The sequence below is a fragment of the Thermoflexus sp. genome (assembly GCF_025055495.1).
Taxonomy (GTDB): domain Bacteria; phylum Chloroflexota; class Anaerolineae; order Thermoflexales; family Thermoflexaceae; genus Thermoflexus.
This window is the reverse complement of sequence record NZ_JANWXB010000123.1, coordinates 1-13,049: the sequence shown is the minus strand read 5'-3', so window position 1 is coordinate 13,049 and position 13,049 is coordinate 1. Positions and strand designations below refer to the sequence as shown.

Genomic DNA, 13,049 nt, shown 5'->3' with positions numbered 1-13,049 from the left:
GAAAGACCGGCATGTAAAAAGCCGCGCGGTAGAGGCCCTCTCCCCGGACCCGCTGGTTCAGCATCAGCGCCAGGATCAGAGCGACGATCAGCTGCGCTGGGAGGCCGAACAGCGTGAGATACAGGGTGTTGAGAAGGGCGGCCCGGAAGTCTGCATCTCGAAACAGGAGCTTGGCGTAATTGGCTAGGCCGATGAAGACCGGAGGGTTCGGCAACCGATAGGAGGTGAGGCTCCAGTAAAGCGAAGCCAGGGTGGGGGCCACTACGAAGATCACGAAGCCGACGATCCATGGCGCGGCGAAGGCATACCCAGCGAACACATCTTGCTGACGGATCCGGCTCCATCCCCGCCACCGGACGATCAGACGCGCCAGCGCCCCTGTAGCGATGCTGGAGCCGATGATGAAGAGAACCGTCCCGCCTGCCCATAATAGTGTGTAAAGATATGCCCCAGGCATGGCTCGCCTCCTGAACGGGTGGGAGGAAGACACCTTCCTCCCACCCACTTCCTCTGAACGGGAAACATCCGCCTTACGGGATCCGGCCGGCCTCCCGCAGAACCTGGGTATATTCTTCCTGGATGTTGCGCAGCGTGGTGTCCAGATCTTGCTGGTCTGTGAAGTAAGCGGACATCTGCTTCTGGAGGATCTCGCGGAACTTAGCGGTCTCCCGCACATCCGCGAATCCGCGTCCGTGCTGGGCCATCAGGTCGGCCATAATCATCATCGGCCGGGCCTCCTGCACGTAGCCGGTCCAGGCGTCCTTGCGCGGCGGGAAGGAGCCGAAGTCCCGGTTGTAGCGGTTCAGGTTCTCCGCCGTGCCCAGGAACTTCAGAAACTCCGCCGCGATCTCCACGTTCTTGGAATAGCCGGCCACCGCCAGCCAATCCGTGAACACCTGGACCACCGGCTTGCTGTTCGGGAAGTTATCCGGATCGGTCAACCCGGGAACGAACTCAATCCGCTCCCAGATCGGATCCTTGACGTCCGGCGCCCCCCACAGGTTGCCCCAGATGCAGACGGCAGTGCCGTCGGCCAGGCGGGATCCCGTTGCGGGCGGCAGGTCCGCCACGGTCTCATCGGGATACACGGCGCGGCGCCGCTCATACATGAACTGCAGCGCGGCGCGGGCTTGTGGGGAATCGAAAGCAGGCTCCCCGCTGGGCTTGTAAAGCTCCCCGCCCAGAGCCCAGATCAAGGCGATGTATTCCTGCCAGTCATCCAGTTTGCCCGTCGTGACGAGGCCGGCCCGCTTCAGGGCGTTCCCTTCGATGATGGTGGTCTTCCGCGCCTGTTCGATGGCCTCCTTGAAGGTGCGAGGCGCCCGTTCGATCCCTGCCTCCTTCAGCAGATCGGTGCGGCACATGTAGGCACGAGGAGCCACCAGCCAGGGCAGGCCGCGGATCTCCCCCTTCCACGTCACCGTCTCTAGGGTGGCCGGAATGAACTGCTGGATGTCCGGCCAGGCCTCCGCGCCCAAATACCGGTTCAGGGGCGCCAGGCGATCTCCATACTCGGCGATGTATTCGGAGCCCAGGTTCAGGATGTCTGCCCCCTCCCCGGCGGCAAAGTAACCCTGCACGGTCTCATCCAGCGTGCCCCAGTTCACATAGATGAACTCCACGTTGACATTTGGGAACTTCTGCTTGAAAGCAGGCACCACCTCGTTCTCCAGCCATTTATCGGTCTTGTCCTTGACGTAGTCCACGATCATCACCTTCAGGGTGACCGGCCGGGCTTCCGGGGTGGCGGTGGGGGCTGGCGTCGCTGTGGGAGCAGCCGGCGCCGCCGTTGGCGATGGGGTCGCAGCGGGCTGAGCACATGCGCTGACCACCAACGCCAGCACGAGCAGGGAGATCTTCCATATGCGGGACATGGCGGCCTCCTTTACATTAAATGTGAGAGTAGCCTCTCTTCCCGAGGTCATCAGGTATTGGGAAGAGGGGGATTTTTGTCGCGTGGGCTGGTGAGACCACCGAAGCGGCCTCACTGACCCACGGAAATCCCAGACAAGCAACCTCCGCTGGTGATCAGCAGCTGGATTCAACCTGCCAGACGCTTCGCCAGCTCCACGGCCCCCCAGAGCGCAACCCGGGTGGATGGAGGCATCAGTCGAATCCGATCCGGCGAGTGAAACAATTCCCCGCCCACCCGGGATGCCCCCCGCTGATGCACCAAGGCCCGGCGCAGGGGCTCCAGAAAGGCCTCTCCCTCCGCGGTCAGCCCGCCCCCGATCACCAGCACTTCCGGATCCCACGTCAGCCCCAGCCACTGGATCGCCAGAGCCATGTAGCGGGCCGTTCGATCAATCAGGCGCTGGGCGGTCTCATCCCCCTCCCGCGCCGCGCGGTAGATCGCCGGCGCGTCCAGCGGATGCATCTGGGCCAGTCGAGTGCTGGGATCCATACGGATCACCTCCAGCGCCTGCTGGACCAGCGCCGGACCGGATACCAGGGCCTCCAGGCATCCTCTCCCCCCGCACGCACATAACGGCCCATCGGGCTCCACCACCACATGGCCGATCTCGCCCGCCAGGTGATCGGCTCCCACTTCCGGCTCCCCATCGAGCAGCGCTGCTGCCGCCACACCGGTGCCGATCGACAGGTAAACCAGACGTCTGAAGGCCCTCTGCGAACTCAAAAGCCTATACGCACCCCGCGCGGCTACCCGCACATCGTTCTCCACCCGAACCGGCCGATTCCAGATCGCCCGAAGGGCCTCCGCCATCGGGAAGTCTCTCAGACCCAGGTTCACCGCCAGCCGAACGACTCCCTCCTGCACCTGGCCCGGGATCCCCACGCCGATCGCCCGGATCTCCTCCGGCCAACCCCCAGCTGCCTCCAGGGCCTGGGCGGTGGCGCTCTGGATGCCCCGGATCAAATCCTGCGGAGATCCCTGGGGAGTCCCCACTTTCCCGTATCCCTGAACCCCGCGCTCGCCATCCAGGGCCATGGCTTCGATCTTTGTGCCCCCTACATCGACGCCGATCAGCCATCGGTTCTCCATGGAATGCGCGATCCCTCAGCCGAGGTGAAGGACCTGTGCCATGATCATCGCGGAAGCCCCCAAGATCACTGCCTCCTTCCCCAATTGAGAGAGCTGAATCTGCAGGCGTTCGGCGATACGGGGCAGGATCCGACGTCGGGCCTCCGCAGCGGCGCTCTCCACCAGCGGCAATCCGAGGGCCGCCCCCTCGCCGCCCAGCACCACCCGTTCCACATCCAGCACGCTCACCATCGCCGCGATGGCGATCCCCAGATATCGGCCTGCCCGCTCCACCAGCTCCCGCGTTGCGATATCCCCCTGCTCCAGGGCCTCCTGAACCTCCGGAAGGCCTAGGGTCCCACGTTCCCGATACAGCGTCGCCAACAACGAGGAAGGATTCATCTGCGCCTGCTGTCGGGCCTGGCGGATCAGCGCGCGGATGCTGGCCACCGTCTCCAGACAGCCCCGGTTGCCGCACGTGCAGGGCTCCCCCTCGGTCTCCACCACCAGGTGGCCGATCTCCCCGGCCGCATGGCTGTCCCCATCCAGCAGACGCCCCTCTATCACCACCCCGGAGCCGATCCCCTCGCCGATCTTGAGGACCACCAGATTCCGAGCCCCCGCGCCGGCCCCGAAGCGATACTCCGCCAGCGCCGTCATATGGCTATCGTTGGCCACATAAACCGGCAGGCCATACCGACGGGAGAGCAGATCCTTCAGCGGCAAATCCACCCACCCCCGGTTCACCGCCTGATGAACGATCCCTCGCCCGATATCCACTAGACCCGGGGTGCCCACTCCGATTCCCAGAACCGGCGATGGGGCAGTCGCCAGGAGGGCATCGATCAGCTCGAACACATGAGCCAGTGCTCCCTCCCCCTGGGGCTCCCGTAGGGGCCACTCCACCAGACAACGAATCCGACCCCGGAGATCGAACAGCGCGCCTCGATAGACCTCGTTGCTGAGATCCACCCCGATAAAGGACCGTGCCTCCTCATTGATGCCCAACATCGTCCGGGGCTTGCCCACGCCCACTGAGACCACCCCTCGCTCCTCCACCAGCCCTTCCTGCATCAGCTCCGCCACGATCTGCGACACCGTGGTCCGGGTCAGCCGGGTCTTTCGGGCGATCTCTACCCGGCTGATCGGCTCGCATTCGAAGATCGTCCGGAACACCAGGTTTTTGTTATGATCTTTCATTTTATCGATCGTTGCTTTCGTTATTTCCACTGCCAATCTCTCCAAAAAATATCCATGGAGTGGTGCGGTCAGGAACCGGTCAGACGAAGCGGAGCGTTCTCACCTTCCCATCTCCCCTCTCCCCGTGACCGGAGGTGCACAGCCCGCTCTTTATGTAAGTATATTGCACTTACAAATTATACTCGGATGGAAGGATCTGTCAAGGGAGCGCGAGGCTGCTTGGGAAGCCCCGGGCTGGAGTTGGATCCGTTTTTCAAAATTCGCTGGCCGTGCATGGAACAGCCATGTCGTTCGATCGACCGTTGCGCATGCACAGGCCCTGGCTATAATCGTCTATAGACGCCGCTGGCGATGTTCACAGATGCGATGGAACGGGCCGAGGGCGCGGCCCGAAGACCGGAGTTTTCGGTTGAGACCTTTTCCATGCTTTCCTTCGGCTCGTCGATGTTCCTGCCAGCGCCTCATATGGAACGCGATCGGTCATCGATGCCCACCCCGAAAACGCCGCTTTCTTCTCCTCAGGCTCCGGTCGAGGGGCCACGAGAGGGCCCTAAAACGCTCCGTGCGCCCTGCGCAACACTCCCTCATCCACCTCAGAGGCAGGAGAGGCCGAAATGACCTCCCCCGATCTCTTGAACCTGTTGCCGGAATCCGCCATCCGGGTGAACGTGCCCGCGGAGAACTGGCGGGAGGCGATCCGGGCCTGCGGCGAGGTCCTGGCGGCGACCGGAGCTGTGGATCCGGCGTATATTGATCAGATGATCGCCGTCGTCGAGGAGCTCGGGCCGTATATCGTGATCGCCCCCGGCATCGCCCTGGCCCACGCCCGTCCTTCCCCCGCCGTGCATCGGGTCGGGTTCTCCTGGATTTTCTTAGAACACCCCGTCCCCTTCGGTCACGCCGAGAACGATCCGGTGCGGATGGTGATCGGCCTGGCTGCGCCGGATCCTCAATCCCACGTTCAGGCCTTGGCTACTCTGGCGGAGCTGCTGGCCGATGAAGCATGTCGCGCCCAGCTCCTCCAGGCGGACACCCCCGCGGAGGTTCGACGGGTCGTCCGCCTGTTCGCCGAAAGAAAGGCGTGCGCGGAGGCTTCGCATCTTTCCGCTTCGGGAGGGAATTCATGAAGATCCTGGCTGTCTGTGGGATGGGCTTGGGGAGCGGACTCCTCCTCCGGATGCAGGTGGAGAAGGCTCTGCAACGGCTGGGCCGGCAGGCCGAGGTGGAGGTCGCGGACATCGGCATCGCCCACGCCTTGGCCCGGACCGCCGATCTCATCGTGACCACGAAGGAGCTGGCCGAACGGCTGGGCGATGTCCGGGCGCGCGTGATCACCATCACGAATTTCGTCGACCTGGAGGAGATGGTGCGCAAATTGAGGGAGGCGCTGGAAGCATCTTGAGGCTCGCCATTCTCGAGAGGTCCTGTCCCTCGAGGGGAATCATCCTTTAGATCAGGGAGGTCGCTATGGAGATTTTGGTTGCAATCGTTCGCTTCCTGGTCGATGAGATCTTCAGCAAGCCTTATTATCTGGTCGGGCTGATGACCGCGATCGGTCTGATCGCCCTGGGGCGGCCGATCAGCCAGATCCTGGGCGGGACCATCAAGGCGACGATGGGCTTCCTGATCCTGGTGGTGGGCGCCGTCACGGTGATCAACGCCCTGGATCCATTGGGGAAACTCATCCTGGGGGCCACCGGCGTGCGCGGCGTGGTGCCCACGAACGAGGCCATCGTCGCCCTGGCCCAGAAAGAATACGGCGCCCTGACGGCCACGATGATGTTCCTGGGCTTCCTGGCCAGCCTGATCATCGCACGGGTGACCAACCTGCGCTACGTGTTCCTGACCGGGCATCACATCTTCTATATGGCCACTATGTTGGCGGTGATCCTGGTGACAGCCGGGATCACGGGCGCGGCGGCCATCGTCATCGGAGCCATTCTCCTGGGGACCATCATGGTGGTGATGCCCGCCTTCGCCCAGCCCTGGATGCGAGCGGTAACCGGAGGGGAGAAGATCGCGATGGGCCACTTCGGCTCCTTCGGCTACATCGCCGCCGGGGTTGCCGGGCAGGTGGTCGCCCGCCTGGCGGGAGGGAAGACGAAGAGCACGGAGGAGATCGAATTCCCGGCCGGGCTACGGTTCCTGCGGGAGCCGATGGTCGGGACCGCCGTGGCGATGTTCATCATTTACTTGATTTTCGCCATCTGGTATGCCGCCCGGGTGGGGCCTGCAGAGGCCGTGAAAGGGGTGGGCCTGCCGGAAGGGACCACCCTGGCCTCCTATTTGATGGCCCAGGTGCTCAATGCCCTGAACTTCGGCGTCGGCGTGGCGGTCATCCTGCTGGGGGTGCGGACCATCATCGGGGAGGTGGTCCCGGCGTTCGCCGGCATCGCTGAGCGGATCGTCCCGGGGGCGCTGCCGGCGCTGGATTGCCCGGTCTCCTTCCCCTACGCTCCGAACGCCGTGCTGATCGGGTTCCTGGCCAGCGTGGTGGGCGGCCTGGTGAGCCTGGGGGTGATCGCCCTGATCAACCCGGTCCTGGGCCTGGCCCTCATCCTCCCCGGGATGGTGCCCCACTTCTTCACTGGAGGGACGGCGGGGGTGTTTGGGAACGCCACCGGCGGGCGCTGGGGCGCGGTGCTGGGCGGGTTCGTGAACGGGGTGCTCATCACCTTCCTCCCGGCCTTTCTGCTCCAGGTCTTGGGCGCCCTGGGGTTCGCCAACACCACGTTTGGCGACGCGGACTTCGCTTGGTATGGGATTGTGGTCGGCAACGTCGCCCGCCTGGGCGGGACGGTGGGAGGGGCGATCGGGGTATTGGTGGTGGCGGCGCTGCTGATCGCCTTCGCCAGCTGGTTCCAGAGCCGATATGTGGAACGGGGCTGGGTGCCCGGTCAGGGATTCGCCGGCCAGCCGGCTTCCGGGGAATAAGGGACGATCCCGGCTGCCCGGAAAGCGAGGACGGACGAGGCGCGGGCATCGCCCGCGCCTCGTCCGGTTCATGCCGCCCCCTCTTACAGGATGGCGGACACGGATCCCTTCTCTCGCCCCAGCACCTCCCGGCGCACCAGATGGGCGTCGGGGAGGATGTAAAAATAAACCGCGTCTTTCTTTTCGTCGATGAGGTCCTTCAGCTCCGCCCGGATCCGCTCCAGGCGGGCGGGGGTGAGCTCGCCCTCAAAGGCGGAGTTCTGCACCCAGTGCAGGTGGCGGCGCAGATATTGGCATACCTTTGCCACGCGTTCCACTTCCACGTCATAGACGATGATCACATACATTTCACCACCAGGCCTTCAGGGGCTCATAAGGTTCCATGCCCAGCAGGTGCCGCACCAGCTTGTAAGCCTCCAGCCGGATCAGCGTCCGGTAGCTGACCGGCCGCTTGAGGCGCGGATGCTGCACCGTCTCCCGCAGCCGCTCCTCGTCCATTCCGATCCCCAAGCGTTGAATCCGGACTCAGGATAGCGCGGGTTCTGCTTTATTGTCCCGGGAATTTCCCGGAGCGATATCCGGCCTCTGCCGGAGGTCCAGAAGATCCCGGGAGCACCGGATAACGATCAGGAGCTCTTCGGATGTGTAAGAGACGAAAGGTATCTATCATTGTCACAGGACAAGTTTGTGAGGGAAGCTCCCAGGCCCCGGCTCTCTACGGCCTGCATGTTCCCAAGCGATCTGGTCGTCGAGCTTGCCTGGCGGGCGGGCTCAAAAAATCCCACCTCCTTCTGGAGGAACAGACATGACACACCACTGGAGAGCGATCGTTCTGATCGGGCTGATCATCGGGGTCGCATGCCGGCCGCGTCCGGTTGCTGGTCCGCCATCCACCCCTCCCCCGTCCGGAGAGGTTCAGCCAGCGTCTGAAGTTGCTGCAACTCCTACGGCAACTCGCCCCTCGGTGCTGTGGGGGTTGATGGGGGTCTCTCTGGCGGGCATCCAAAAGATCACCCCCGAGAATGTCACGAATTTGAAGTCGATATCAGGCGTCTACCGGATGGTTCTGCTGGACCTTCAGGTCACGTCCAGCAAGGTGATTGGCCTAGGGGCAAACGGTCTCTGGATGCTCTCTCCAACGGATTTAGAAATTCAGGGGTGGGTTCCTCTTCCCGTGGAGGCGGATTTTCCGACCGCGATGGCGGTGCGAGCGGACGAACGCGAGGCGGCAGTAGGGACCCAAAACGGGACGCTGCTGCGGGTGGATTTGGAGACCGGCGAGATCCGGGCGAAGGCTCAGGTTCCCGCGCCGATCCGCGCCCTGGCCTATATGGACGCTCAGGGGCACCGAGTGGCCGTCCTGGCCGACGGTTTGCGGGTCTGGGAGACCAGGGGACAGGTCTTGGCGCCGATGACAGGCGTCCTGGGGTCGGACTACGCGGGCGCCCTGTCGCCGGACGGCCGGCTCGGGCTGGTGGTGGATGCCGCCGGGCGTGGCGCGATATGGGAGATTGAGTCGGGAAAGGCGGCGCTGACGTTCACTGTGCCCTTCACCCGCCCGCGGGCTGTTGTGCTTCACCCTGAGGGACGATACGCGGCGATCGGGGCCGGGGAGGAGGCCATGATCCTGCGCGTGGACCTCACAAAGGCCAAGGCTGAACCCCTCCAGCGCCTCAACTTGACTCCTGGGAAGCTGATGAGGTTGGATGCGTCTGTTTCTTATCTATTGGTGCAGACAGAGAGTCCTCTTTATTTCGATATTCTAATATATCAGTGGGGCAAAGAGGGGCATGTTTTGAATATGGAGTTCAGAGAATCCTACCCTTCGGTGCGCATCGGCTCGGACGAGAAGGTTGTTTATATGGCGACCGGAAATTTGGTCAAGGCATATTCTATTACCGATGCTACGCGGGATCAGCCCGTCATTCAATTGGGAAGCTTTCCCGCCAGCCTGGATGTTATAATAAATTAACCGACGGCTCCGAACGCCTTGCAGGCGAGGAAGATCGAATCCTATCCCCGGAGGGACGAGCATGCTGCGGTGGTGGAGAGTGGCAGTGGTGGCGGTTCTGATCGCCGGGATCGGATGTCGCTTGCGACCGGCCGCTGGCCCAGCGCCCACGGCCTCCCCGGCTGCGGAGACCAGATCCACTCCTATCGCAACGGCGGCCCCTACACCGACCCCTGCTCTGCGGGAGTGGAGCGCTCCCGGTGTATCCCCGCAGGACCTCCAGAAAATCACCCCCGAGAACGTTGCCCAGTTGAGGCCCATCTGGAGATCCTACCATATGGTCGTAGAACATAATCTCTGGGCGGGGCCTGACCAAGTGGTCGCCTTAGGGTCGAACGGGCTCTGGATCTTCTCCCCTGTGGACTTGCAACTTCGAAAGTGGGTTCCGCTGCCGGCGGGGATCGAGTTTCCGACGGCGGTCGCTGTGCGTCCAGACGGCCGGGAGGCGGTCGTGGGCACGCGCGATGGGGCTCTTTTCCAGGTGGATCTGGAGGGGGGCGAGATCCGAGCGAGGGCCCAGATCACGGCCCACGTTCGCGCCCTGGCGTATATGGGCACAGAGGGACGCCGGGTGGCCGTGCTGGCCGACGGGCTGCGGGTCTGGGAGACCGGAGGACAGGTGTCGATGCCCACAAGCGGCGTGCCCCGGGAGGATTACGCGGGGGCCTTGTCGCCAGATGGCCAGCTTGGGGTTGTTGTGGATGCCCAGGGGCGTGGAGCCCTATGGGAGGTTGCATCGGGGCGAGCGGTGCTGACGTTCACGGTGCCGTTCACCAGTCCGCGGGCGGCTGCGCTCCATCCCCAGGGTCAGTATGTGGCTGTTGCGGGCAGAGAGCGAGTGGTCGTCCTGCGCACGGATCAGGCGGTGGGCCGGTCGGAAGTGGTGCAAACCCTTCGGTTCACCGATCAAACTCCCGATCGCTTGGCGGCCTCCACGTCGCTGCTCGGGGTGCTTTCAGACCGCAAGGTTGGGTCCGACGTCCGGCTGTATCGATGGGGAGACGGTCAACACATTTTTCATCTCCAGCCTTCTCATATGCTTCGGGCGCTGTCTCTGGATCCGTCAGATCAGATGCTGTATGTGGCAATCGCCAACCGCCTGGAGGCGTTCTCGATTTCCAAGAAGGAACGAGTGGCCACATATCAGGGTTTGCCGACCCGGCGAGGCCTGCTTTTAGAGAAGCATCGGAAGCTGGTTCTGGGGGGTTGGACAGATGTTTTCTTCCGAGACCTGTGGAGCGATACGGGATTTCCAGTGGATATCACGTCTGACTTTCAGGCGATGTGGAAGCATCCGCAGGAAGAATGGGTGGCAGTGGCGCAGCGGGATGGCACGGTGATGTTCCTGGATCCCCAAGGCGCAGACCTGCGGAAGCGGATCGAGGCTGGCGACGTGCGGTGGATTGGGGTGGACGCTCAGGGACGCGGGATGATCGGCCTGCGCAGGAACGAGGTGGTGCTGTGGGCGCCCGGAGAACCCCGCCCTCGCTGGCGGCGATCGATCCCGTTGGCCTTTAAGGACGCAGAGCTTATCGGCGCGGTATCTGACCAATGGATTGCCGTTACCGGTGAACAAGCTGGCAAAACGATCTGGCTGCTCGATTTCAATGGGAACATCCGATATACCATAGAAAATCAGGATTTCTATAATGCGATATACGACGTAAAATGGCATTCTGGGGATTTGTTGGTCTATCTTTTCTTCCATAAAGCCCAAAGAATTGAGGTTTGGGTGATGGACATCCCAAGCGGCCAACGCTTGGCATTCGCGGCAATGCCATCCCATATTAAGCGGGGCCTCCTGGGGCACGTGGAGTGGTGGCCAGATCAGCGGCTGGTGCTGGTCGAATATCTGGGCGCCGAGCTGGCAATGACCAAGATCGAAGCACCGAACGTTGCCCCGCGGTCGTTCAGCCTTGTGAAGCGCGAGGACATCCGGATCGTCGGGGTTCATCGCCTGGGGAACAGCCGGAAGGTCCTGGTCAGCGCGCAGCAGGTCCGTTATGTGTGGCGCGGACAGTGGAGCTTCACGGGATGGTTCCAACGAGGAGGCTGGCTTTGGCTGCTGGATTTGGACACCAGGCAGATCCTCTGGGAGCGCGAGCTGCCGTATTCTCCGGTCTGGATGATCGTGGACCCGGAGGAGAGGTGGGTGATCCTCGGCGGAGCGGATGGCGTGCTGGAGGCGTGGGCCGTCGCAAAGGACGGATCGTAGCAAGTGGGCGGTGGGCGGCGCGCGGGATGCCTGGGGGGCATGGTTGCGCTCTCGAGGCGTCCTTGGTGGAACAGGCGGGCCTTTACGGGCACCCGTCACATGGTAGCCGACCCCACCCAGTTCGTCGTCTTGGTCAGATCCTCTTTGGGAGTGGCGTTCGCGAAGCTCATCGAAGCTCGACCGGACGGTGCAGGGCCAGCGTTTTTGAGTAGGAATTCAATCGGAGGTTCCGATGAGGCGCGCTGTGTTTTTCACCGTGCTGATATTGCTGGGAGTCGCCAGCCTCGGGCTGGCTTGCCAGCCTTCCCGCCCCGCTTCGCCGCCTGCGGGTGCTGGAGGGCCGGAAAGGTCATTGCCGCAAGTGGAAATCCATCCGCCCTCCGAGGGTCTCATAGGGACACCCATCCTTCCTGCTGAAGGGTCTTTTGAGCTGGAGCCGGCGGGAGGAGGAGAGAAGCGGTATCGAGTGGAAATCGATTCGCCCTCCGAGGGTCTCATAGGGACACCCATCCTTCCTGCCGAAGGGCCTTTTGAGCTGGAGCCAGCGGGAGGAGGAGAAGAACCATACCTCGAAATCATCCCGCTGACTCCGTATCCTGGAGAGGAGGGCGAGCTTCGGATCATCCCCGTGATGCCGGAGTCCGAGGGGACGCCCGATCCCTCAGTGTTCGAGGAACGAGCGCCTCGCGGCGAAGGCACGTTTGGCTTCACGAACGCTCAGCCGACCACGCCGACTCCTACCGTGCGGCCCACGCCGACTCAGCAGCCCACCGTCCAGCCCACCGGGCGCTTTGCAGAAATCGACGAGGCCATTCGGCCTGCCCTGGAGCGGGCCCTCGGCATCCGACTGCGCTTAGTTCGAGTCGAGAAGTATGCCAAGGAACACTGGTTGTATTATTCGTATGACCGGGCTCCGGAACCGAATGCGGGCCCCAGGCTCAAGCAGGAGCTGCAACAGCTGGGGCTCTCCGTCCTGGTCGAGCTGGACGACATGGTAGCAGGGATAGAAGGGACTCTCAACGGGAGGCCGGTGAGTGTCTTCAACGTCGAGGTTCGGAGGTATTCCCGAAGGGTGGTGGTGATGATTATAGATCCCTAAGGCAGCGGGCGTCCGCTGATGTCCCGCTTAGCACTGTTTCGCGAGGACGATCGCGTGTTTAGGGGTCGAGCGGGGATCGCTAAATGATTGACAACTTGAGAGATGTGCGTTAAAATTTAGATTGTAGCACCTTAACAACTGAATAATGGGTCTGCTGCAGGCCCCAAATCTGCATCCACATAGCATTCGCCTCCTTTTTCCCACAAGATTTAGAAAGGAGGTGAAGTTATGATGAGAACAATACACTTACTTTCTTGCTGTCCCCGCATCCTGGAGGGGACAGAAGATGGGGGGTGGCCTCAAAGGGTGCAGTTGGGGCTAGCCCATCGGATCGCCCCGGACGCGCAGAGCGTTATCGGGGCGAAGAGCCCGGCCCGCGGGGCACGGGCTCCTAAGCGTGCAGCGCGCGCAGCGCGGTGGCGCTGATGACGGACATGCCAACCGTGCCGGGCGTTGCGGAGGCAACGGCACCCGCAGCGCCGGCCGGTGGCGCGGCCGCCGGCGCACGTCCGGCGCAACCACTCAGCCGGTGGGCGCGCCGGATCGCTTCCGCCCTCGCTCGGCGGATCCGACGGGCATCCGCCTGGGCGCGGCGCGGGATCAGCCG

11 protein-coding genes and 1 pseudogene are annotated in these 13,049 nt (G+C 63.1%); 6 read left to right on the top strand and 6 right to left on the bottom strand.

The genetic code is table 11. The features are described 5' to 3' along the window. From NZM16_RS04160 to NZM16_RS04145, 4 genes are all read right to left on the bottom strand, one after another. Window positions 1-457: carbohydrate ABC transporter permease (locus tag NZM16_RS04160; protein ID WP_367281005.1), on the bottom strand; the 457-nt coding region annotated here is incomplete at its 3' end. Window positions 458-530: 73 nt separating this feature from the next. Further along, window positions 531-1,874 carry an ABC transporter substrate-binding protein gene (locus tag NZM16_RS04155; protein ID WP_295478782.1) on the bottom strand — a complete coding sequence of 448 codons (1,344 nt, stop codon included), beginning with the start codon at window positions 1,872-1,874 and terminating at the stop codon, window positions 531-533. A gap of 167 nt (window positions 1,875-2,041) precedes the next feature. After that, window positions 2,042-3,004: an ROK family protein gene (locus tag NZM16_RS04150; RefSeq protein WP_295478779.1), complete on the bottom strand. Its 963-nt coding sequence runs from the start codon at window positions 3,002-3,004 to the stop codon at window positions 2,042-2,044. Between the two features lie 15 nt (window positions 3,005-3,019). Next, the gene (locus NZM16_RS04145; RefSeq protein ID WP_295478776.1) at window positions 3,020-4,183 is read right to left on the bottom strand and encodes an ROK family protein; all 1,164 of its coding nucleotides are present in this window, start codon (window positions 4,181-4,183) and stop codon (window positions 3,020-3,022) included. A 614-nt stretch (window positions 4,184-4,797) separates the two neighbouring features. Between NZM16_RS04145 and NZM16_RS04140 the strand changes: the two genes are divergently transcribed. The 3 genes from NZM16_RS04140 (at window position 4,798) to NZM16_RS04130 (ending at window position 7,117) form a co-directional block, all read left to right on the top strand. Further along, window positions 4,798-5,310, top strand: coding sequence for a PTS sugar transporter subunit IIA (locus NZM16_RS04140; RefSeq protein WP_295478773.1), 513 nt, complete (start codon window positions 4,798-4,800; stop codon window positions 5,308-5,310). Then, window positions 5,307-5,585 (top strand): PTS sugar transporter subunit IIB, encoded by a 279-nt coding sequence (locus tag NZM16_RS04135; protein WP_295478770.1) that lies wholly within the window; start codon window positions 5,307-5,309, stop codon window positions 5,583-5,585. Before NZM16_RS04140 ends, NZM16_RS04135 begins: the two co-directional genes overlap by 4 nt. Window positions 5,586-5,650: 65 nt before the next feature. Further along, on the top strand, window positions 5,651-7,117 hold the full coding sequence (locus tag NZM16_RS04130) for a PTS ascorbate transporter subunit IIC (RefSeq protein ID WP_295478767.1): 1,467 nt from the start codon (window positions 5,651-5,653) through the stop codon (window positions 7,115-7,117). An 83-nt stretch (window positions 7,118-7,200) separates the two neighbouring features. Here NZM16_RS04130 and cas2 read toward each other — a convergent pair whose 3' ends face one another. Both cas2 and NZM16_RS04120 read right to left on the bottom strand, forming a co-directional pair. After that, the gene (gene cas2, locus NZM16_RS04125) at window positions 7,201-7,464 is read right to left on the bottom strand and encodes a CRISPR-associated endonuclease Cas2 (protein ID WP_295478764.1); all 264 of its coding nucleotides are present in this window, start codon (window positions 7,462-7,464) and stop codon (window positions 7,201-7,203) included. A gap of 1 nt (window position 7,465) precedes the next feature. Next, window positions 7,466-7,609 (bottom strand): annotated as a pseudogene (locus NZM16_RS04120) (subtype I-B CRISPR-associated endonuclease Cas1); the annotation flags it as partial. A 313-nt stretch (window positions 7,610-7,922) separates the two neighbouring features. Between NZM16_RS04120 and NZM16_RS04115 the strand changes: the two are divergent. The 3 genes from NZM16_RS04115 (at window position 7,923) to NZM16_RS04105 (ending at window position 12,442) form a co-directional block, all read left to right on the top strand. Then, a complete protein-coding gene (locus NZM16_RS04115) occupies window positions 7,923-9,089 on the top strand; it encodes a hypothetical protein (protein WP_295478758.1) in 1,167 nt (388 codons plus the stop codon). Window positions 9,090-9,150: 61 nt separating this feature from the next. Further along, entirely contained in the window at window positions 9,151-11,343 is a 2,193-nt protein-coding gene (locus NZM16_RS04110; protein WP_295478755.1) for a hypothetical protein, read from the top strand. A gap of 631 nt (window positions 11,344-11,974) precedes the next feature. Beyond that, window positions 11,975-12,442, top strand: a complete 468-nt coding sequence (locus tag NZM16_RS04105; protein ID WP_295478752.1) for a hypothetical protein — start codon at window positions 11,975-11,977, stop codon at window positions 12,440-12,442. The last annotated feature ends 607 nt before the right edge of the window (window positions 12,443-13,049 follow it).